At 37.3% G+C, this 22,012-nt stretch carries 22 protein-coding genes; 5 read left to right on the forward strand and 17 right to left on the reverse strand.

What is annotated here, in order from left to right; translation table 11 throughout:
* The first annotated feature begins 10 nt into the window (after window positions 1–10).
* Together ACLJX0_RS05450 and ACLJX0_RS05455 are read left to right on the forward strand one after the other, a co-directional pair.
* Window positions 11–1,774 carry a BatD family protein gene (locus tag ACLJX0_RS05450; RefSeq protein ID WP_410879065.1) on the forward strand — a complete coding sequence of 588 codons (1,764 nt, stop codon included), beginning with the start codon at window positions 11–13 and terminating at the stop codon, window positions 1,772–1,774.
* Complete coding sequence (locus ACLJX0_RS05455; RefSeq protein ID WP_410879066.1) at window positions 1,774–2,535, forward strand: tetratricopeptide repeat protein; 762 nt, start codon at window positions 1,774–1,776, stop codon at window positions 2,533–2,535. Before ACLJX0_RS05450 ends, ACLJX0_RS05455 begins: the two co-directional genes overlap by 1 nt.
* On the opposite strand, the gene ACLJX0_RS05460 is transcribed toward ACLJX0_RS05455, so the two are convergent.
* The gene (locus ACLJX0_RS05460; RefSeq protein WP_410879067.1) at window positions 2,532–3,071 is read right to left on the reverse strand and encodes a CvpA family protein; all 540 of its coding nucleotides are present in this window, start codon (window positions 3,069–3,071) and stop codon (window positions 2,532–2,534) included. The genes ACLJX0_RS05455 and ACLJX0_RS05460 overlap by 4 nt on opposite strands.
* A 96-nt stretch (window positions 3,072–3,167) precedes the next feature.
* Between ACLJX0_RS05460 and ACLJX0_RS05465 the strand changes: the two genes are divergently transcribed.
* Window positions 3,168–3,524 (forward strand): hypothetical protein, encoded by a 357-nt coding sequence (locus ACLJX0_RS05465; RefSeq protein ID WP_410879068.1) that lies wholly within the window; start codon window positions 3,168–3,170, stop codon window positions 3,522–3,524.
* Between the two features lie 83 nt (window positions 3,525–3,607).
* Window positions 3,608–4,624, forward strand: a complete 1,017-nt coding sequence (pheS, locus tag ACLJX0_RS05470) for a phenylalanine--tRNA ligase subunit alpha (protein ID WP_410879069.1) — start codon at window positions 3,608–3,610, stop codon at window positions 4,622–4,624.
* Between the two features lie 162 nt (window positions 4,625–4,786).
* Here pheS and ACLJX0_RS05475 read toward each other — a convergent pair whose 3' ends face one another.
* From ACLJX0_RS05475 to ACLJX0_RS05495, 5 genes are all read right to left on the reverse strand, one after another.
* Complete coding sequence (locus ACLJX0_RS05475; RefSeq protein ID WP_410879070.1) at window positions 4,787–7,273, reverse strand: DUF5686 and carboxypeptidase regulatory-like domain-containing protein; 2,487 nt, start codon at window positions 7,271–7,273, stop codon at window positions 4,787–4,789.
* Window positions 7,274–7,399: 126 nt separating this feature from the next.
* Window positions 7,400–8,107, reverse strand: coding sequence for a hypothetical protein (locus tag ACLJX0_RS05480; RefSeq protein WP_410879071.1), 708 nt, complete (start codon window positions 8,105–8,107; stop codon window positions 7,400–7,402).
* Window positions 8,108–8,118: 11 nt separating this feature from the next.
* A complete protein-coding gene (locus tag ACLJX0_RS05485) occupies window positions 8,119–8,790 on the reverse strand; it encodes a hypothetical protein (RefSeq protein ID WP_410879072.1) in 672 nt (223 codons plus the stop codon).
* 9 nt (window positions 8,791–8,799) lie between these two features.
* The gene (locus ACLJX0_RS05490; protein WP_410879073.1) at window positions 8,800–9,438 is read right to left on the reverse strand and encodes a hypothetical protein; all 639 of its coding nucleotides are present in this window, start codon (window positions 9,436–9,438) and stop codon (window positions 8,800–8,802) included.
* Between the two features lie 23 nt (window positions 9,439–9,461).
* Complete coding sequence (locus tag ACLJX0_RS05495; protein WP_410879074.1) at window positions 9,462–9,797, reverse strand: PadR family transcriptional regulator; 336 nt, start codon at window positions 9,795–9,797, stop codon at window positions 9,462–9,464.
* Between the two features lie 143 nt (window positions 9,798–9,940).
* Between ACLJX0_RS05495 and ACLJX0_RS05500 the strand changes: the two genes are divergently transcribed.
* Entirely contained in the window at window positions 9,941–10,993 is a 1,053-nt protein-coding gene (locus tag ACLJX0_RS05500) for a 2Fe-2S iron-sulfur cluster-binding protein (RefSeq protein ID WP_410879075.1), read from the forward strand.
* Window positions 10,994–11,029: 36 nt separating this feature from the next.
* On the opposite strand, the gene ACLJX0_RS05505 is transcribed toward ACLJX0_RS05500, so the two are convergent.
* The 11 genes from ACLJX0_RS05505 to ACLJX0_RS05555 all read right to left on the reverse strand — a co-directional run bounded on the left by ACLJX0_RS05505 (window position 11,030) and on the right by ACLJX0_RS05555 (window position 21,987).
* Window positions 11,030–11,572 carry a hypothetical protein gene (locus ACLJX0_RS05505; RefSeq protein ID WP_410879076.1) on the reverse strand — a complete coding sequence of 181 codons (543 nt, stop codon included), beginning with the start codon at window positions 11,570–11,572 and terminating at the stop codon, window positions 11,030–11,032.
* A 73-nt stretch (window positions 11,573–11,645) separates the two neighbouring features.
* A complete protein-coding gene (gene argH, locus ACLJX0_RS05510; protein WP_410879077.1) occupies window positions 11,646–12,977 on the reverse strand; it encodes an argininosuccinate lyase in 1,332 nt (443 codons plus the stop codon).
* Window positions 12,978–14,039 (reverse strand): M20 family metallo-hydrolase, encoded by a 1,062-nt coding sequence (locus ACLJX0_RS05515; RefSeq protein ID WP_410879078.1) that lies wholly within the window; start codon window positions 14,037–14,039, stop codon window positions 12,978–12,980.
* A 15-nt stretch (window positions 14,040–14,054) separates the two neighbouring features.
* Window positions 14,055–14,831, reverse strand: coding sequence for an acetylglutamate kinase (gene argB, locus ACLJX0_RS05520; RefSeq protein WP_410879079.1), 777 nt, complete (start codon window positions 14,829–14,831; stop codon window positions 14,055–14,057).
* 2 nt (window positions 14,832–14,833) lie between these two features.
* Window positions 14,834–15,832 (reverse strand): acetylornithine carbamoyltransferase, encoded by a 999-nt coding sequence (locus ACLJX0_RS05525; RefSeq protein ID WP_410879080.1) that lies wholly within the window; start codon window positions 15,830–15,832, stop codon window positions 14,834–14,836.
* 12 nt (window positions 15,833–15,844) lie between these two features.
* Window positions 15,845–16,984: an aspartate aminotransferase family protein gene (locus ACLJX0_RS05530; protein ID WP_410879081.1), complete on the reverse strand. Its 1,140-nt coding sequence runs from the start codon at window positions 16,982–16,984 to the stop codon at window positions 15,845–15,847.
* A gap of 12 nt (window positions 16,985–16,996) precedes the next feature.
* On the reverse strand, window positions 16,997–17,974 hold the full coding sequence (argC, locus tag ACLJX0_RS05535; protein ID WP_410879082.1) for an N-acetyl-gamma-glutamyl-phosphate reductase: 978 nt from the start codon (window positions 17,972–17,974) through the stop codon (window positions 16,997–16,999).
* Entirely contained in the window at window positions 17,961–19,163 is a 1,203-nt protein-coding gene (argG, locus tag ACLJX0_RS05540) for an argininosuccinate synthase (RefSeq protein WP_410879083.1), read from the reverse strand. Before argG ends, argC begins: the two co-directional genes overlap by 14 nt.
* A gap of 11 nt (window positions 19,164–19,174) precedes the next feature.
* Complete coding sequence (locus ACLJX0_RS05545; RefSeq protein WP_410879084.1) at window positions 19,175–19,864, reverse strand: GNAT family N-acetyltransferase; 690 nt, start codon at window positions 19,862–19,864, stop codon at window positions 19,175–19,177.
* A gap of 500 nt (window positions 19,865–20,364) precedes the next feature.
* The gene (locus ACLJX0_RS05550; protein ID WP_410879085.1) at window positions 20,365–21,234 is read right to left on the reverse strand and encodes an RHS repeat domain-containing protein; all 870 of its coding nucleotides are present in this window, start codon (window positions 21,232–21,234) and stop codon (window positions 20,365–20,367) included.
* Window positions 21,235–21,474: 240 nt separating this feature from the next.
* A complete protein-coding gene (locus ACLJX0_RS05555; RefSeq protein ID WP_410879086.1) occupies window positions 21,475–21,987 on the reverse strand; it encodes an adenine phosphoribosyltransferase in 513 nt (170 codons plus the stop codon).
* Between the last annotated feature and the right edge of the window lie 25 nt (window positions 21,988–22,012).

Consider the following 22,012-nt stretch of genomic DNA (forward strand, 5'->3'; position numbering starts at 1 on the left):
GCTTTAAATTATGAAAATACTACACCTGTATATTGTATTGTTTTGTGTTCTATTTACACAATCTTTAGCTGCACAAGCAACTTTTGAAGCGAGTGTAAACAAGGATCAAGTGCCTTTAAATGACGTTATTCAGATCGAATTTACAATGAATAGCGATGGAGATGAGTTTCGTTCTCCTACTTTTGAGGGATTTACAGTTGTTGGCGGGCCCAATAGTGCAGTGAGCTACGCCTGGATGAATGGAAAAAAATCCTTCAAAAAGTCGTTTTCTTACTTATTGAGACCCAAGAGAAAGGGGAAGATAACCATTGGAAAAGCGAGTATCGTTATGGATGGCGAAACCTATACCACCAATCCTATTACTATTACCGTTACCGATGCTATTGAGCGACAAGATCCTCGTCAACAGATTAATCAAATGCAACAAGGAACTCTAGACAAGGTTCATTTAGTGGCTGAAGTATCCAAAGCGAAACCCTATATCAATGAACCCGTTACCCTAGTATACAAGTTGTATTTTAATGCTCCTGTGGGTGGATATCGAGGGAACGAAATTCCAACCTATGATAAGTTCTGGACCTATAATGTGGAAATGCCACAGCGACCAGAGCTAAAGCAAGGGAAATACAAAGGGGAAATGTACAATTATATTGTATTGAAGCAAGATGTAATCATGGCTCAAGAAGTAGGAAAACATCAAATTAAACCCTTGTCGCTGACCGTTCAGGTGGAAGTTCCCACTGGGCGTCGAGATTTCTTTGGATTCCCTGAATATGGCGTAATTGAAAAAGAATTCAGTACCCAGACCATTACCATTGATGCACAAGCGTTACCGCAAAAAGATAGACCAGTCAATTTCTCTGGCGGGGTAGGAGAATTTACCATGAAGGCAACACCTTCTACAACTGCTTTAAAAGCAGGTGAACCCTTTTATTTAACCGTTAATGTTGCTGGAAAAGGAAACCTCAACTTGGTTACACTTCCCACTCCAGTAGCTCATTCTGCTCTAGAGGTTTACGACCCGCAGTACACAGAGAAGTTGACCCCAACTGCAGGAGGTCTGCAAGGAAATCGATCCAATAAATATACCATTATTCCCCAATATCAAGGAGAATACAATATTGATCCGATGGAATTTTCCTATTTTGATTTGACTTCAAAGCAATACAAAACTATTACCACTGATACCATTAAGATTCAGGTACTAGACGGACCGATGTTACCAACAAATAAGGAAGTTGCGGGTACAGACCAAGTGGACGACCAGGAGTTTTTCCAAAAGAACAAAACAACATTGACCTTTGTAGAGGGAAGACAATCCACCTACTGGAAGACCCCTTTATTCTATTTCTTCTTGCTTGTACCCATTGGAGCTATGCCTCTATTTGCCCTTGCAATGCGTCTAAAAGCAGCAAGAGTCAGCGATGTAGAAGGAAATCGATTGAAGAGAAACAATCGATTAGCGAAGAAATACTTGAGTGAGGCAAAGAAACACATGAAAGACAAAGATCGATTCTACGAAGCGTTGGAACGTTGTTTGCACAATTTCTTAAAAGCGAAACTGAATATAGAAACCAGTGAGATGAGCAATGATAATATCACGGAAATTTTGCAAGAAAAAGCAATTGATTCAACCGCGATTGATTCATTTATGAACCTTAAAAACGCTTGTGAATGGGCGCGTTATACCCCTACAGACCAAGTGAATATTGTCAACGATTACGAAACAGCCATTGATGTGATTGATCAATTGGAAAAACAATTTAAATTCTAATGAAAAAATTAATCTTTTATCTTGTTTTTGCCTTATTCAATGTAGGTAGCTATGCTCAAGATTCTGATTGGCAGAAGTCTTTTGACAAAGTGAACGAAACGTTTCAGAAGGAACATTTCAAAGAGGCAATTGACGGCTATTTAACATTAACACAGACACATGACAATTCACCTGAATTGTATTTCAATCTGGCTAATGCCTATTTCAAAACGGGAGATTATCTTCATGCGGCTTACTACTATGAAAAGACGCTTAAACTAGCCCCTGAAATGCAAGAGGCAAAAACCAATTTGAATTTTACCAAGGAGCATTTGGAAGACGATATTACCATCATTCACGAATATGACAAAACAGATATCTTGCATCAATCCTTAGGTACGTTTTCGGTTGATGGTTGGGCGATTCTAGCAACACTAGCTAGCGTGGCTTTATTATTGTGCTTTATCGTATATTTTATCAACCACCACAGTACAATTAAACGACTTTTATTTGTTGGAATGATACTCAGTCTTGTTGTTGGATTAGGTAGTTTATATGCAGCTTCTTTTGAAAGTAACTACGCCAAAGACAAGGCTTCTGCTCTTATTTTTGCACCAAAAACAGCCTTTAAAGAAGAAGCGAGAACAACCTCTGCTACTCTCAGAGAGCTGCACCAAGGAACCAAAGTATTCCTCTTAGAAGAAAAAGGACTGTGGATCAAGGTTCGCTTAGAAAATCAAGAAATCGGTTGGATCAGCAAAGAAGTGATTCGCGAAATTTAAATAGATTCAGGCGTGGGTGTTTGCAGAACATCCACGCTTTTTTCAAATAGATACTTGACCATATCAAACAAGCTTGGAAAGATATGTTCTGAAACAAAGAGATAAACCTGATAACTTGTAGAAGCGGCTAGTGTGTCTGGTCCGATCATCGGAAAGCGACTATTGACCTGATCTACTACGGCATACACCAAACTCATCATGAGTATTACAACTAGTATTTGAAAAAGTGCTCCGAGCATGCGGTTAAAGAATCCCAAAAAAGAAGCTTCAAAAATTTTCGTTGTGACTTGCGCAGCCAATCGAACAGCTAAAATGGCCAATATAAAGGCAATTACAAAGGATAACACAGGTAAAAAACTCGATTCCCATCCCCATTTATGTTGAAGAAAATCTTTGACTACCGTAGAGAATTTCAGTGCTCCCATCGTCCCAATCAGCAGCGATAAAAACGCTACAACAGAGACAAAAAAACCATCTTTAAATCCTTTAAATACACCAAAAGCCAAAGCCAATAGAACCAAAATATCGAGTACCATAGTATCCTTGTTTTATAATCCACTAAATTATTATTTTTTCTATAAATCTGCGTCATAAGTAAATTGTATCTTTGTTTCTTTCAAACAAACAACAAAATGGCAAGAGATGAACAATTAAAACAAAGATGGGAAGATGTCGTTCAAAAAATATCTACTCGCTTTGGTGATGGGGAGACCCTCGATTTAGAAGCAATCATCTATCTTATTGGTGTTCAAGAATTAGGTAAGATTAAAAAGCGATATAAAAAAGACGATAAAGTTAATTTAATGCATATTGCGATATGCCGCCTCCTTGAACCCTACGGATATTATGAATTTGATCACTATGACAACGATGGCTGGCCCCATTATACTGTCAAAGAACATTTACCCGCTTTACGAGCAGGGGAACAAAGTGTTTTAATGAAAGAAGCCATCGTGCAGTATTTCTTAGAACTAAAATATATTGATTAAAATGCGCATAAATAAAAATTTAGCATGCTTTAAATTTTATGTCTAAATGAAAAGCAGTAAATTTGCCTTTTACTTTACTTAAAATGATAGATAAAATAAAAGAATACATTGGTGAGGCAGAATATTTCCAAACCGATAACAAAGAACAATTAGAAGCTTTTAGGATTAAATTTCTTTCTAAGAAGGGAATTTTAAACGAATTATTCGCTTATTTTAAAACCGTTCCTAACGATCAAAAGAAGGAATTTGGTCAAGCGATTAATACGCTAAAAAGCACCATTGAAACTAAAGTAAAAACCATCCAAGAAGAACTAGAGTCTAAGAATGTACAAGGATTATATGGCGATTTAACGCGTCCAGGTTATCCGATGTCTATTGGATCTAGACACCCTATTTCGTTGGTGAAGAATCAAATTGTTGATATTTTTAACAGTATTGGTTTTACTATTTCTGAAGGCCCAGAAATTGAAGATGATTGGCATAATTTCTCTGCTTTGAACTTTCCTGATTATCACCCAGCACGTGATATGCAAGATTCGTTCTTCGTGCAGTCGAATCCACAGCACTTATTGCGTACCCATACTTCTTCTGTACAGGCACGTTATATGGAGGATCACAAACCGCCATTGCGTACGATTTCTCCAGGTCGTGTATTCCGAAATGAAGACATTTCCTCTCGTTCACACTGTATCTTCCACCAAGTAGAAGGATTATACATCGATAAAGACGTATCTTTTGCTGACTTAAAACAAACCTTGTTGTACTTTACCAAAGAGATGTTTGGCAAGTCTAAAATCCGCTTACGCCCTTCGTATTTCCCATTTACAGAGCCAAGTGCTGAAGTAGATATTTACTGGGGATTGAAAACGGAAATTGATTACCGCATCACTAAAGGAACCGGTTGGTTAGAAATTATGGGATGTGGAATGGTTGATCCAAATGTATTGACCAATTGTAATATCGATGCAAATGAGTACAGTGGATTTGCTTTTGGTATGGGAATTGAGCGTATTGCCATGTTATTATACCAAATCAGCGATATTCGCATGTTCTACGAGAACGATGTTCGCTTCTTAGAGCAATTTAAATCAAACTTCTAAACATACAAAAGCCCGATACCATGTACCGGGCTTTTTTTATTGGATTGTACACGTTATAAACTAAATTCTTTCCAATCCAAACTATTCAACTCACTGTAACTTCTATGCTGTATTAGCAGCTACATGAAGCCCTTCCAATCAAAACAACATCGTGTTGTGGGATTAGAAGTCTTTTTTAAAGCCAAACATAAAACCATCCTTAAAGAAGTGACTTCCTTGATAAGCTCGCACATAATCTACGCGGAATCCTTTCATACTACCAAAGCCGATATTAGATAACCCTACGGTAAACTCTTGGTAGGCTTTCGCATCCGAGACCATCGCATTGTGATACCCCGCTACAACATTCCACCCCGTCCATTTTAGCAAAGGCAAACGATTCATGATAAATCCTTTAAAATTGTATTCTACATGGGTCTCCATATACGATTTATTAGTACTCAAACTATAATACGGCAATAAATTAAATGAACTCATGCGATCATTTTCAATATTCAAATGGGTTTGATTTCCAGAAAAGTGTTTGCGATCCACATAAGAAATATCATCCCCATGAAAGAAGTGCCCTCCTTTGATATGATACGAAAACTCTCCTTTATTGCTCAACGAAATATCTTGTTTCACTCCTGCAGTAACTAAGTCATAATTATACCCCTTTAGATTACCACTAAATGCTTTTTCATATCCAACATTAATTTTTGGATAATCCGTATTGGGAATATACCAACGTCTGTTTGGATAAGATACGTATTTCATTCCCAAATTAAGGGTTGCTCCTAATCTAAACTTATAGAGGTGATGCAATTCAATAGGAGCACTCAAGGCATCTAAAGGCGCCGTAGGATCGTTTGAGGTATACGCTCTACTTCCAGTATAGAAAGCCCCATTGGCATTGTTAAACAACGGTTTTCGTTGCTCATACCCTATTTCTGTCCCAATTGAAATCGCCTCATCAATAAATTTCCCTTTATACCCTACATAAGCTTCCTCATTGTTGTAATACTTAGCGAAATTCTTCCTAAATAGTAAGGAGAATAAACTATTAAACTGCTCACTGATATTATCTGGATGAAACTGTTTTATTTTTGTTCCTCCTCTTACATAAAACCGCGATTGGTGTACATCATTCAATCGATGACTTAGACTTCCATAAGCACGGAATCGTTCAGAGGCAAATCCATAATCAAAAGAGGCTTTAGCACTCGTATAGGATATCTTGTCCTTCCCGTAGAATTGGGCAGATAAACCAGAACCCATATAAAACCCTTGAACGGTATTAAAACCAATGGTTTCTAGATTAATCAATCCATCGTAAGTAAAGCGAAAGCGCTCTTCTTTACTTTTGTAGCTATATCCCAAAAGAGGAGAAGTCAGCGTAAATTTATTGTAGGCTATACGAAGACTGTCTTTGTATGCTGGTGACTCTTTGCGTTCTCGTATGCTATCTTTGAATTGATAATCGTGAACTTCTTCTGTTGTTAACGGATACAAGCGGTGATTCGTCCAGAAGTCCTCTTCTTTTTTATTGGCATCTTTGGCAAAAGATAAAACCTCTCTACCGAAATCTGCTCGGGTAAAGTGGGGCGTAAAATTGTAATTATTGAATACACTCAAAAAAATTCCTTGCCCTTTAAACCCTAACAATGCAATCAACATATCTAAGGTTTGCGAGCGCTTCACCCAAGTTTGATTCCCTTCGTTAAAAAAGAAATTCTGACTGATTGTAATTTGATCAATAAACGGTTGTTGTAAGCTCACACCTGTTACCGTTAAGTCTACCCCGTATAAAGCTGCAGAAGTATCTACAATATAAATATCTCCAGCAAACACCGGCTGATTTTTTACCTTAGGGGTAACTTTAATCTTATTAATCAATACGCCATTATCCTTAAAGATAGCTTCTAAGCTATAGGTATAAAAAGAAAACGCCTGTTTCGCGATTGGAGATATTAATTGCGCATCAAAATCCGCCACCTTCAGTTGATTGTCATAAAAATCATAGAAGGACTCATCGGCCGTGTTAAAGCTATAACCATTGTTATTTCCGCTAATTTTAGAGGCTATAATGTGCTCTTTCAGTTGGTTGGGTTTTTGGTATTTTAATTCGGAAACTGTCTCGGATAAATAGAGAATTCCCTGTCCAAGCGAATCAAGTCCAGCAGCTTTATCGCCGTTGATTAAGACTTTATCTTTTGCAAATTTGGGAATCTTCAAACTTTTGATCATCCCTTTGGAGTAAAAATCGGCAGCAAACGTAGCCATTCCCTTTGTATTTTGCGCTTTATTTGCAATGGCTCTGCGAATAATATCGTCTGCAGGATTCTTTCCTACTTTGATGACAATATCATCCAATTGGAATTCCTCTTCTTGTAGTACAACATCCACAGCTATCGGTTTTCCTTGATAGTTTATTTTTTTTCGTTCTGTTTTATATCCTAAAAATTGAAAAACAAGGGTAAAATCCCCTTGTGTTTTGGGTTTTATTTCATAGGCTCCTTTGTCGTTACTGATGGCTCCTTGTTGTGTTTGATCGAGAATGACCGTAGCATAACTAATGACTTTTCCTTCTTGATCGACTATCGTCCCTGTAACCTGAGCAACAGAAGCTAGCGACAAAAAGCATAAAAACAAGGTGAATAACTGTTTCATAGGCTATTATTTTGGTTGATATCCCATAAGACGTCACTCTTCCTTTTGTGTTACACCTTTTTGACAAGTTCCTTACTAATCAGTTTTTTAGGACATAAAAAAAGCGACCGTTAGGAGTCGCTGAAGCTAATGAATCTGGTATTTTTGGGGCAATCGATGTATTTCTTGCTCCAATTGAGGTTTTAGGATAAATATTGCCACGTAACACCACAATCCCATAAATAGGAGCAGTAACGCCACGACACTTGTTACCAATATTACGTTTGTCATAGTACTCGTAAAATTTGACAATTGGATGAAAATAGAAATAATAGAGAAAACAGCGCCTCCAGCGTAAATTTGAGTAGCCGTATCTTCTAATAAAAACTTCATTTTCATTTCTCGTTGTCTACGTCTCAACTTTTTTTGCCAAAGTGTGCCCACTACGAGATAAAATCCTATTAGAAAAAAAAACAGAACATAGAGTATTCTAATTCCAGTTTCCTGATAAACATATCCGATGGTAAATAACAACGAATAGAGGGCTAAGGAGAAAATAATCTTGGGAATCGTAAAAAACGAACCCACTTCTCTAAATATCATTTTCATATAGGTCATGTAAAGCTGGTTTACTTTCAATTCAACAACATCACTAAACCCAAAAACGCCAAATTTTTTAAAAGCAATATGCAGTACCTGTTCAAAAGACAGTTGAGTTGCCTCTTGCCATTGCGTTTCGATATCATTCGCTAAATGATCCACGAGTTCTAGCTCTACATCATAAAATTCCACATAATGCTTACGTACAAAGGCATGTAAAGCATCAATCTGTTCTAACGTCAATTTCTTTTCCATACTCATACAGTTTAGATAGACTTCCATTTTACTTGATACAGTTGTTCTTTTTGATAATCGATTCGCCAATGTATCATATAAAATAACATGACCGATCCAATGAAAAAATAGAAAGCAAAAACACCGTCCGCTCTCGGAATAAACTTCATTTGATTGAGTAACGGCATAATAACGAATATACTTTGCACCCATCCAAGTTGTTTAAACTCTACTCTCAAGAAAGTACCTGTTGCGGTGTGCAACGGAATATCTCTCATTAAACCACGATTGCATATATATAAAATTCCAATACCGATATAAAGAGCCAGTAATGTTCCCAACACCCATAGGATATCGGCATCTAAATCTATAAAACGATAAAAGAAACTGCCAATTCCTACTGTGGCTAAAGCACCTAATCCGCTCGCTTTCGCTCCACGTCTTAACCGTTCTTTAGTCCACCGTTGAGCAATAAACTTCGGAATCCCTCTAAAGAAAAAAGAAGAAGGTTTCAGCAGTGCATCCCATTTAGCAATAACCAAAACAAAAGCCTCCTCATAGCACTTTCCTTTATGGAGTTCTACCTCAATATCTGTAGCTATATGATCAACTACCTCTGCACGAATATCAATGTAATACAAACGATAATGTTCAATTAAAAACTCGTCGATATGTTGAAGTTTTTTTTGGGTTAATGTCTTCATTTATCTTACTTATTTTGCAATTTTAAATTGTCGATTGTTACAATAGACTCTAAATCGAAGTAATAGGAAGGTGGAAAAAACAAAGTAGAAAATCAATAGTACTCCAAAAGTAAAGTTAACTACATCCCATACGGTATAAAATAAGTATATTCCCGCTAAAGCTAAGCTACTTTTCAGTAGAACAACTTTTGATTTTGCTTTTAAAAAATCATAGCGATAATCACCTAAACTAGGTAAACTGCGTTGAATAATCAGCACTCCAATCGCATTTACAAAAAAAAGAGAGTTCAACAACAGTAAATTATTCAACTGAAAATAATGGGTCGATAAAAACAAAAGAAGAGTAAAAACAACCGTTAATACACCCGACTGTAGTGCCACCTTTCTATACTCTTTGTTGAGTTGATTGACAATAAAATGAGGAATTCCCTGATATACTCCTTTTTTATCAGCGATTAATCGCACATTCCACTTTCTAAACACTAAAGTAAAGCCTTCCTCATATTGTTCTCCTTGTTCCATTTTGTCTTCAATCTCACAAGCGATATGATCGACCAATTCATTGCGAATTTCTTCGTATTTCAAATTATATTTCAAGCACAATCGCGCTTCAATAGCATGAAGTTGTTCTGTTGATAGTATATTCATATTTTTTGTATTGATTCTTCTACTTAGGTCAATTTGAGGTTGACAATATGTTGCATATTTCGAATGAAATTTTCTAACTCCTCCAACTTACTGTCTGTTTCTTTTACACCACTTTCTGTCAATTTATAATATTTGCGCACTCGACCGTCTACACGCTCCATATCGACATCTAAGAAACCATCTGCTTCGAGTTTATGTAGTGCTGGATAAAGAGCTCCTTCTGTTAAACTCATCTCTCCTGCCGTTATCTCCTTGACTTTTTGGGTTATTTCATAGCCGTACATTCGTCCGTTTTCAGCCAATAGTTTCATGATAATGGTATTTAGGCTTCCTTTATATAATTGTTGTTGCTTTGCCATATATAAGATTCTTAGGTATACAAATATAATACTTTTTCAATACCTATAAATTTTAGGTATGATATTTTTAGTTAAACTGGGGAGCAAAACTTCCTTTTCCTCCACGGGTTTTGTATTTTTGCGAACTTAAACAAAAGTAAACCATGTCAAGATTCAACAAATTAACGGTGCAAGAGATTCGAAGAGAGACGCCAAATGCAGTCTCAATCGTATTGGACGTTCCTGCTGCCTTACAACAAGAGTATCGCTTTGTTGCAGGACAGTATCTTACTATTAGCCATGAACATAACGGCAAAGAAATAAGACGTGCTTATTCGATTTGTTCCACGCCAGAAAGCGGAGAAGTTCGAATTGTAGTAAAAAAAGTAGAGCAGGGACTATTCTCAAAATATGCTAATGAGACATTGAAAGTAGGCGATCAGCTGGCTGTAGATGTTCCTGAAGGACGTTTCACTTTTACACCTAATGTTGAAGCATCAAATAACTATGCGGCTTTTGCTGCAGGTAGCGGTATTACACCGGTGATGTCCATCTTACAAACCGTTTTGACGGAAGAACCAAACAGTACCTTTGTGTTGGTTTATGGCAATAAGACAGCAGAGGAGACTATTTTCCATACGCAATTACACTTGCTACAAGAACAATATCCAGAGCGATTCTATGTTCATTTTGTTTATTCAAGAATGAAAGAAAACGATGCGCTATTTGGGCGTATTGATAAAGCAGCGATTAACTTTGTTGTGAATAATACGCATCAAGATAAGCACTTTGCTACGTATTTCTTATGTGGTCCTGAGGCCATGATTGATGTGGTACGTGAAACCATACAAGCCGAAGGAATAGCACAAGAAAACATCTTATTTGAGATTTTCACACCAAATACGGATGCAAATGATCCAGTAGAGACACAAGGAGGAACTACTAAAGTAACGGTGATTGTTGACGATGAAGAATCTAGCTTTGAAATGCCAAAAAACCAAGCGCTTTTACACGGTGTATTAGAAGCAGGAATTGATGCACCATACTCGTGCCAAGGGGGAATTTGCAGTTCTTGTATGTGTAGAGTAACCAAAGGATCTGCTACGATGAAACGCAACAGCATATTGACAGAGGATGAAGTCGAAGAAGGGCTGATTTTATCGTGTCAAGCGATTGTTACCTCGGATGAGATTCACATTAACTACGATGATATTTAATAAAAAAACGGCTAAGTAAGTTAGCCGTTTTTTTATTTAATACTTCTTTTTAAAATACAAATATACTTTATCTGTGGGGTTTGTGCGATTATAATGAGACATCTGATCTTCTATTCTCAAATACTCTCCTTGAAATCCGATTTCTAATTCAATATTTCCCTTATCATCATCTCCCGGTAAAGGTTCAAAATCTCCCATCAGTTCCTCTATTTTTGTCAACAGAATGCCTTCGGAAATTAACTTATTTTTACTTAATACGACCGTTTCTTTTCCGCTACAATTTCTATTTGTTCGGTAGTATTTTATATATTTTATCTCCTCAAAATCATCATAGAAAAACTGCAATGTTTCATCTCTATTACATGCCGTCGAAGTAGGTGACAACATACTAGCATTTCTTTCACCTGCTTTAAAACCAGCATAATAATACGTTTCATTGTCTGAAAATTCAGAAAGGCTTTTTAAAGGGATATACGGCAAAGAAAAAATAGGATCCGTATCTTTATTGTCATCATTTTTAGAGCATGAAGTTAATATGCTCCCTAGACATAAAACAACAATACAACATACTTTTTTCATCTAACTTATCTTAAAATTTTACACAAAAATACAAAAAAACTTGAAAAATAAATTTCAAGCTTTTTACAATCGATCACAACACTAAACGTACTCGTTTATTCTTAACTTGATCAAACCCAAAGGTTTCATATACAGCATTAAATGCCTGTTTTATTTCATCATTCATCAAATTGCCGATACTCCCTTGATGTGTATGTTGAACTTCTTTTTTAGGTTGATAGGTCTCTGCTTCAATCGCTAAGCCAATTTCTTTATAGGCCTCTCTAAAAGGTTTTCCGCTTAAAACCAATTGATTCACTACCTCAACACTAAATAAATAATCATATTTTGGATCTGCTAAAATGTTCTCATTCACTTGTATATTATCGAGCATTAACTGCGTCATAGCGAGGCATTCTTTCAAAGAAGTAAATGCTGGAAAGAGATTCTCTTTCAACAATTGTAAATCTCGGTGATAACCTGCAGGTAAATTAGCAGTCATCAAAGCAATCTCATTAGGGAGTGCTTGTATTCTATTTCCTCTCGCTCGAATCAATTCCAACACATCTGGATTTTTTTTGTGCGGCATAATGCTTGAACCTGTCGTAAGATGATCCGGAAAGGAGATGAAGTTATAGTTTTGCCCCATATACAAACAGCAATCCATCGCCCATTTGCTCAACGTTGCGGCAATACTACTCATTCCCTGTGCTAAAATACGCTCACTCTTTCCTCTTCCCATTTGAGCGTACACCACATTGTAATTCATGCTTTCAAATCCCAGTAAATCGGTTGTCATTTGGCGATCCAAAGGAAAAGATGACCCATACCCCGCTGCAGATCCGAGCGGGTTTTTGTTGACAATTTTCCAGGCAGCGAGCATCAGCTCCAAATCATCCACTAAACTTTCCGCATAAGCGCCAAACCAAAGTCCAAAAGAAGAAGGCATGGCAATTTGCAAATGCGTATACCCAGGCATTAGTACCTCTTTATGTTGATTACTCAAACGTTGAAAGGTTTCAAATACAATTTTTGTTTGCGCTACAATTTCTTCAATTTCATGACGAAAATACAATTTTAAGTCAACCAATACCTGATCATTTCTCGAACGTCCTGCGTGAATTTTCTTACCAGCTTCCCCAATTCTTCTTGTGAGCAATAATTCAATTTGAGAGTGAATATCTTCTACTTCCTCTTCAATTTGAAAGTCACCTTGTTGGATTTCCTTATAAATTACTTTCAACTCCTTCTGAATCAGTTTCAATTCTGCATTTGTCAACAGGCCAATGTGTGCTAACATTTGCGTATGTGCTAAAGAGCCCAGTACGTCAAAAGGTGCAAGGTTCATATCCAATACCCTATCTTGTCCGACAGTAAAGGTATCAACGGTCTGATCTACTGTCGTATTTTTTTGCCATAACTTCATTTACTTCACTATTACATTCAACATATCAATATAAAGGGAGATTCCCTCCTCAATTTCGCTGAGGTAGATAAACTCATCTGCTGTATGAGATCGAGCGGAATCACCAGGACCGCATTTTAACGAAGGAATATCCAATAGCGCTTGGTCACTTGTTGTTGGTGACCCATACGTCCTACGTCCTAATTGGATTCCCGCTTGCACGATGGGATGATCTATCGCAATAGACGAAGGTTTTAAGCGTGTCGAACGTGCATGCACTTCACTATTGACGTGATTTTGAACAATAGCTAAAACTTCCTCGTTAGTATAAGCGTCTGTCACGCGAACATCTACAACGAACTCACACGTTGCGGGTACTACATTATGTTGTGTTCCTGCTTGAATCATTGTCACGCTCATTTTAATTGGTCCAAATGCTGCTGATACTTTTGGAAATTGGTAAGTGGTGAACCACTCTATATCCTGCATGGCTTTTACGATTGCATTTTCTCCTTCATTACGAGCCGCATGTCCTGAGCGTCCATGTGCCACACAATCCAACACCATCAAACCGCGTTCTGCTACAGCTAATTGCATCTGTGTAGGCTCGCCAACAATAGCGAAAGCCAATTTTCCCAATTGTGGAATCACACGCTCCAGCCCATCCATTCCCGATATCTCCTCTTCTGCTGTTGCAGCCATACAAAAATTGTAGTTTAAATTTTCCTGCTTGTGGAAGTACAAAAACGTGGCAAGTAGAGACACTAAACATCCCCCTGCATCATTACTACCTAATCCATACAGCTTGCCATCAAATACCTCAGGCATAAACGGATTTTTCGTATAATCTTTATTTGGGCGCACAGTATCATGATGTGAATTCAACAATATCGTTGGCTTATTAGGATCATAGTATTGATTAAATGCCCATACATTATGCAAATCACGGTGAATAGAAACCTCCTGTTGCAAGAGAAATTGTGCAATTAATTCTGCCGTTTGGTCTTCTTCTTTACTAAAAGAAGGAGTTGCAATTAAGTCTTTTAATAGGTTAATCGCTTCTAAGGTTAATTCTTTTTTCATTTTTCTCTTGTTCTACTAACTAATAATCGTTCCTGCTAAAGGGTTTAAAAGATTCTGTGCGGATTTAATGCAAACGCAATGTACCTGTTGTTCCACGGATGCTAAAGCATTCGCTAATTTAGGTAGCATCCCATCCGAAATCACCCCCTCTTCTTTCAATTGATTAAAATTCGAGGAATTAATAGCAGGAATAACTGAATTTTTATCCTGTATATCACGGAGTACTCCGGAATGTTCAAAACAATACACCAAGGATACCTGATAATAGGGGGCTAACGCTACGGCTAGATGAGAAGCAATGGTATCTGCATTTGTATTTAGCAGTTGTCCCTCTTGATCTGCAGTAATAGCAGAAAAAACGGGGCAAAGTCCGAGACCTAATAGTTGTTGCAATCGAGTATGGTGTACATCTTGAGGAGCAAAATCTCCAACAAAACCATAGTCTAGGAGTTCTACAGGTCGTTTATGACTTGTAATTAGCTGTGCATCTGCTCCGCAAACCCCTAAGGCATCACAACCTCTTCCTTGCAATTGCCCCACGATTTGCTTGTTGAGTAAACCCGCATAAACCATAACAGTTACAGGTAGCATTGCTGCAGAGGTGATTCTTCTCCCTTCTACCAGGGTAGTTGGAATTGCCAAGTCCTGCGCCAATTTTGTTGCCACCTTTCCTCCCCCATGAACCAAAATTTTAGGGGAAGGAATCTGCGTGAAATCATCCAAAAATTGGTGCAATGCCTTTTCATCATCGACAATATTTCCTCCAATTTTAACTACTGTTACTTTTTGCATGTTTATTTATTTTTCAACATTTCTTGTAAAACCGCTTGGGCGGCCCACACTCTATTTCCTGCTTCTTCAATGACAATCGAATGAGGACTATCCAAGACTTCAGCAGCAAGAACCAAGTTGCGTCTCACGGGTAAACAATGCATGACTTTCGCTTGATTCGTTTTTTTTAGGTGCTCTAGCGTTAACATCCAACTACTGTCTGTACATGTAATTTGTCCGTAATTTTCATAACTAGACCAATTCTTTACATATACAAAATCAGCACCATCCAAAGCTTCTTGTTGATTAGTCGTTATGGTTGCCCCTTGCGTAAACTCTTCTTTCAAAGCATATCCCTCAGGATGCGCAATCACAAAATCGAGCAATCCTTCTTTTTCTGCTTGAATCATCCATTCTGCAAAAGAATTGGGCACAGCTTGTGGCAATGCCTTCACATGCGGCGCCCAAGTCAACACCACTTTGGGTTTCTTTTCCTGGGGGATATACTGTTTTTTTACCTCATCAAATTGATAATCTCCCTTTTCAATAATAGTCAAAAGGTCTGTAAAGCTTTGTAAGGGATGTCTTGTAGCGCTTTCTAAACTCACCACAGGTTTACCACAATATTCAGCAAACTTGTGAAACAGCTCTTCACTATAATCCTGCTTTGCATCTTGTAGCCCTGGAAAAGAACGCAACCCTAAAATATCACAGTATTCTCCCATCACAGCAGCTGCTTCGCGAATGTGTTCTGCCGTCTGTCCATCCATCACGATACCGTCTTTGGTCTCCAATGCCCAACCTTCTGACGTCATATTCATAATCATGACCTGCATTCCCAATTGCATAGCTGCCTTTTGCGTACTCATTCGCGTTCGTAAACTCGGATTTAAAAAAACCAAGCCCAATACTTTATGCTTACCTAAGTGTTCATTTTTAAAGGGATCTGCCTTACACTCCAAAGCCGTTTTTATGGCTTCAGACAAAGAAGGAATATCGTGTACAGAAAAAAATTGTTTCATGAGTTTGTGTTTTTAATAGTGTTGTAATCTTTTACTGAACTTTTCTAAAAATAGATCCGCATCTGTTTCACTCAATGTCAACGCAGGTAACAAACGAATAACATTTGGGCTCGCCTGTCCAGTAAAGATGTAATCTTTAAACAAAAGGTCTTGACGTAAATCTTTTAGTTCGGGAGCAAGATCAATGCCAATCATCAATCCTTTTCCTCTTACTTCTTGTATTTTATCTAGTTTTTTCAATTCTGCCAATAGATAATTTCCTATTCTTTTGGCGTGAAGTAACAATTGATCTTGCTGTATGACCTCTAAAACTGCTAATGCTGCAGCACAAGCGAGATGATTCCCCCCAAATGTTGTTCCCAATTGACCATGCCAAGGTTGGAATGCAGGAGCTAATGCAATTGCTCCAATCGGAAATCCATTCCCCATGCCCTTAGCCATCGTATAAATATCTGCTTGAATGCCTGCATCATCAACCGCATAAAAAGATCCCGTTCTTCCATATCCACATTGAATCTCATCTGCAATGAAAATAGCGCCATATTGTTTAGTTAACACACTAATCTTTTTCAAAAAAGAAGGCGTTGCCACCTGAATTCCGCCAACTCCTTGAATACCCTCAATAATCACAGCCGCCACTTCCCCTCCATACGACACAAACGCTTGTTCTAGTGCCTGTTCATCGTTAAAAGGCAGGAAAACAACGTTGTCTGTCACATTAATAGGTGCGATAATTTTAGTATTGGCTGTTGCTGCGACTGCCAACGAAGTTCTGCCGTGAAAAGCCTTTTCAAAGGCGATTACCTTTTTTCTTCCCGTGTGAAAAGAAGCTATTTTTAATGCATTTTCATTCGCTTCTGCTCCAGAATTGCACAAAAACAATTGATAATCTGCTAAGCCTGTTACTTCTCCTAACAACGTTGCTACTTGCTGTTGCAAAGGATTTTCGATTGAATTGGAGTAAAACCCTATCTGATCGAGCTGTGCTTTTAAACGACTTACATAGTGAGGATGGGTATGTCCAATCGAGATCACTGCGTGTCCTCCATATAAATCTAAATAAACTTGCTCCTTTTTATCCCAAACATAACTTCCCTGTCCTTTAACTATTTCAATTGGGTTTAAAGGATATACATCATATAATTTCATCATAATTTATCTTGTTTAAAAAGCAGAGGCTTTCAGGTTTAATCCCATTTTTTCGTCTAAACCGAATACGAGATTCATATTTTGGACTGCTTGACCAGCAGCACCTTTCAACAAATTGTCAATCGCACTGGTAATCAATACATCATTTTGATGTTTTTCAATTGAAATCAAGCATTTATTGGTATTTACCACTTGTTTTAAATGAATGGCTTCTTTACTAAAATGAGTAAAGGGATGCGTAGCATAATACGAAGCATACATCATTTGCAAATCGGTTAAACTCGCAGTTGATTCCATTATCGCGTGTACAAAAATTCCTCTTGTAAAATCTCCTCGCTCTGGTATGAACTTTATTGCCAGTTGTCCTTGAGGTTGTAATTGATTTAGACTCTCTCTTATTTCTCCTAGATGCTGATGCGTAAACGCTTTATAAACAGACAAATTATTAGCTCTCCAACTAAAATGAGAGGTAGTTGCTAATCCTTGTCCTGCACCCGTAGAGCCTGTAATAGCTTGTATATAAATTGATTTAGGCAATACTTGTTGCGCTGCTAAAGGCAATAAAGCCAGCTGAATTGCCGTGGCAAAACAACCTGGATTCGCAATATATTGGGCCCTTTGAATCTGGGGTTTATTTAATTCTGGAAGCCCATAAACGAATACATTTTCTTCTTTTTTCAATCTAAAATCCTGACTTAAATCAATGATTTTTACCGCTTTTCCAAACGAATTTGCCTGCAAAAAAACTTGAGATTCTCCATGTCCTAAACACAGAAAAACAACATCAATATCCGGGGTCAATACAGCAGTAAAAACCTTATCCGTATCACCGAATAAATCCGTGTGTACCGAATAAATCGGTTTATTTGCCTGACTTTTCGAATGAACAAAAACCAACTCCACTGCAGGGTGATTCAACAATAGACGAAGTAATTCTCCTCCAGTATATCCAGCCCCACCGACAATGCCTACTCTAATTTTACTTTGTCTCATCTTCTTGTTGATTTACTTTGTGCCAAATCATCACTTGATTACCAAAAATTTTTGAAAACCCTTTGACATCTTCTCCTGTCCAAGCTGTATTCATCTCTCCATAACTACCGAATGCAGTAGACATCAAATCATTTTTAGATTCAATCCCTTGTACAACAAAACGGTAGGGATGAAGTTCAACCCACACTTTTCCATTGACTGTTTGCTGTGTACTCGTTAAAAAAGCTTCTAAATCGCGCATTACGGGGTCGTGAAATTGACCTTCGTGCAAATAGTTTCCATAAAAAGAGCCCAATTGTTCCTTCCAATTCAACTGCCATTTGGTCAACGTATGTTTTTCGAGCGTATGATGGGCTTTCACTAAAATCAAGGAAGCAGCCGCTTCAAATCCAACTCTTCCTTTAATACCGATAATAGTATCTCCCACGTGAATATCTCTTCCTATTCCAAAAGGTTGAGCGAGGTCTTGTAGGCGCTGAATAACTTCAGTAGGAGTCATGGAAATACCATTTAAAGCTACTGGTTCTCCGTGTTCAAACACCAATTCCACAACCTCTGGGGTAGTCTTACTTATGGGAGTTGGCCAAGCTTCTTCGGGTAAATATAGAGTAGACGTTAAGGTTTCTTGTCCTCCTACTGAAGTTCCCCACAACCCTTTGTTAATAGAATATTTTGCTTTTTCTGCATTAATTGCTACGCCGTGTTTCGCTAAGTAATCAATCTCCTCTTCTCTGCTTAGTTTTAAATCGCGAATAGGGGTTATAATGGCTACATCAGGAAGTAAGATATTGAAAATCATATCAAAACGCACCTGATCATTTCCTGCTCCGGTGCTTCCATGAGCAACCGCTGTGGCTCCTATTTTCTTGGCGTAATTTGCAATTGCGGTTGCTTGGCACACGCGTTCTGCACTCACAGACAAAGGATATGTTGCATTTTTTAATACATTGCCAAAAATTAGATATTTTACACAGTCGTTATAATACGCTTGTGTCTCATCAATGGTGGTATAAGAAGCAACTCCTAACTGAAAGGCCCTTGCTTCAATTTCTGCTAATTCTTCCGCACAAAACCCACCAGTATTCACGGCGACAGCATGTACTTCATATCCCAATTCTTCTTTAAGGTAAATGACACAAAAACTCGTATCCAATCCACCACTAAAGGCTAAAACTATTTTTTTATTCATTGTGTTACAGTTTAAAAATTTAAAAATAGAGGTGTTTTCTTTACTGTTTGTTTAATTTTCATTTGCAAACGCTTGAGTAAAGAATACTTCTTCTGCATTTCTTTTAATCGCGCTTTGGCTTTTGTCTTTTGATCTATTTTGATTCTCAGTTCTTTTTCTTTTTCAATCGGATCCCACAGCATAGACGTACACAAGCAATTTTTGCGCTCTTTACTCTGTAAAATAGAGAAGTTGATACAACTCTCACAGCCTTTCCAAAAGGATTCATCCTGGGTAAGTTCAGAATAAGGAACAGGTTCATATCCCAGTTCAGAATTAATTTTCATCACCGCTAAGCCCGTGGTTAATCCGAAAATTTTCGCTTGTGGGTATTTGAATCGAGACAATTCGAAAATGCGTTTCTTAATCGCCTTCGCTAAACCTTCTTTTCGGTAGATAGGATTGACAATCAAGCCAGAGTTCGCCACATATTCGCCATGACTCCACGTTTCGATATAACAAAATCCCGCCCAAGTACCGTCATGATGTAAAGCAATAACAGCTTTGCCTTCCACCATTTTGTTTGCTACATATTCAGGCTGTCTTCTTGCAATTCCCGTACCACGTGCTTGGGCAGAAAGCGCCATTTCTTTGCAGATTTGTTCCGCATAACCACGATGTGTTTCATTCGCTGGTATAACGATAAACTGATTTGAATTCATCTCAAAAACAGAAAGTTAGGATTCAACAAAGCCAAAAAGACACCTGCTAACATGCAAGAGTTACGCTTTCAATCTCGTTGAAATACATTAAAAATTAAATTGATTGATGGGTTTGGGAGATCAAAATCGTCCCAAAGAAAAAGAATGCTTAAAAATTAAGCCCGCGACCGCAATGCCCGCGATGTAGATAACAAGAAAACAGCAGCAGTAGCAGAAGCTATGCTGTTCATTTTAGTAGTAGTAGTATGTAGTACTGTTTTCTTCATTTATTTGATATACCCTAAGGGCTGGTACAAAGTTTTCTAATAAAAATTTTAATATGCAACTATTTTTTTAAAAAAAACATTTTTTACACAAAACACTAATTACAAGCCAATTAACCTCTTTAAAATCACAACTAATTCTTGATGCACACCAGTATAACGCCTCTAATTCAAAAATTAAGCCAAAAAAAAAGCTACTTGTACAAGTAGCTTTTTTCACTTTATTCTAATAGTATATTACTTTTTAATCTTAATCGTTTTGTACGTATATTTAAATACGAAACGCCCTGTTCTGTTTTCTGTTATCATCGTACCTATTGATTCTATTGGAAACCCATCTGCATTCAATTCATGTTTTATTGTCCATTTACCATAATAATCTTCAAAAGAAAGTATATTATTCTTCGCTAAATTTAAAAAATTAAGATAATGCGTAAAATCAAAATTTTCATACATTAAATTAAGATTCATGTGCTCATACGGAGTCTTATTTGTATCATATGTAAACGTATGAAAGTGACTGGAATTGTCTACATCAGTTGCACGAATAACATTTCCTCTAGCGTCATATTCATACGCATAGTGCTCCTCATAATCATGATCCGTCACCACTTTTAACGACACCACTTGCTTTTTATCGTTAACCTCATAGTGCTTTACCTCGTTATCTACACTTTCTACCGATTGAACTAACACTCCCTGAGCGTTGTACTCAAACTGCTCATCAATCCAATCTTCTCCACTACTCACTTCTACTGAATGGATTCTCGTAAGCTGATTTGCATCATTATACGTCAAGGTACATTTTATCATGCTCTTTGATTCTTCAGGTAAAGAAATTTCATCTTCATTATCTATATCAAGCACAATAACTCTTCCTTTTTCATCATAGTGAAATACAGTTGTTGTTTTACTAAATAAAGCAAGTTCACCGGATCCCTCTGTTGTATTGTAATTTGAATCATACTGTAGCTCCTCCATCTTATCCAATACAAGTAAAGTAATCTCGTCTTCGTTGGGCGTTCCTCCCTTATTATCATCGGATGAACAACTAAAAGCAAGACCTAGCATCAAACAAAGTCCTCCTGTTTTTAAAAATCTTTTCATAGTTATTTAATTTTATGCAAAATTAAGAATAAATAACAAAAAAACAACCTTCTTATTGCATATATTAGAAGAAATATCAGTTGAGAAGATGCAAACAACATCAATTTATACTAAGTTTAATTTAATCCGTTGAAAATAGACCGAAAAATACAAACACATAGTCAAAAAAAAGGAGTTTAGCATCTACTAAACTCCTCGGGTTATTTTTGGTTCCACACTTTTCGTCAAACAATACTGTATTTAATACGTCAATAAACTCTTTACTTCATACGAAGCTAATTTATCACGTCCGTGTAAAAAAGAAAGTTCCATTAAAAAATTCACTTGTACTATTTCACCTCCAAGACGCTCAACTAATTTACAAACGGCTTCAGCAGTTCCACCGGTAGCTAGTACATCATCATGAATCAATACTTTTTCACCGGGCTTAATTGCATCTGCATGAATTTCTAATACATCCATTCCATACTCCAATTGATATTCTTGCGCCAAGGTATCAAACGGAAGTTTACCTGGTTTACGAACAGGGACAAAGCCTGCCTGTAGTTCTTTAGCTAGCAAGGTAGCAAAGAAAAAACCTCTACTTTCCATTCCTACTACGCGATCTACTTTTTTATTTCCCACTAACTCAAGCAATTGTTTAGTTGCTTCTTCCATGGCTAGAGCATCGTTCAACAAAGGCGTAATATCCTTAAAACCAATGCCTTCTTTGGGAAAATCTTGAATATCCCTGATGTAATTTTCTATCTTCATAACGTCCATTATTCGTTCTATCTAC

Source organism: Myroides sp. DW712 (assembly GCF_046557355.1).
Classification (GTDB): Bacteria; Bacteroidota; Bacteroidia; order Flavobacteriales; family Flavobacteriaceae; genus Flavobacterium.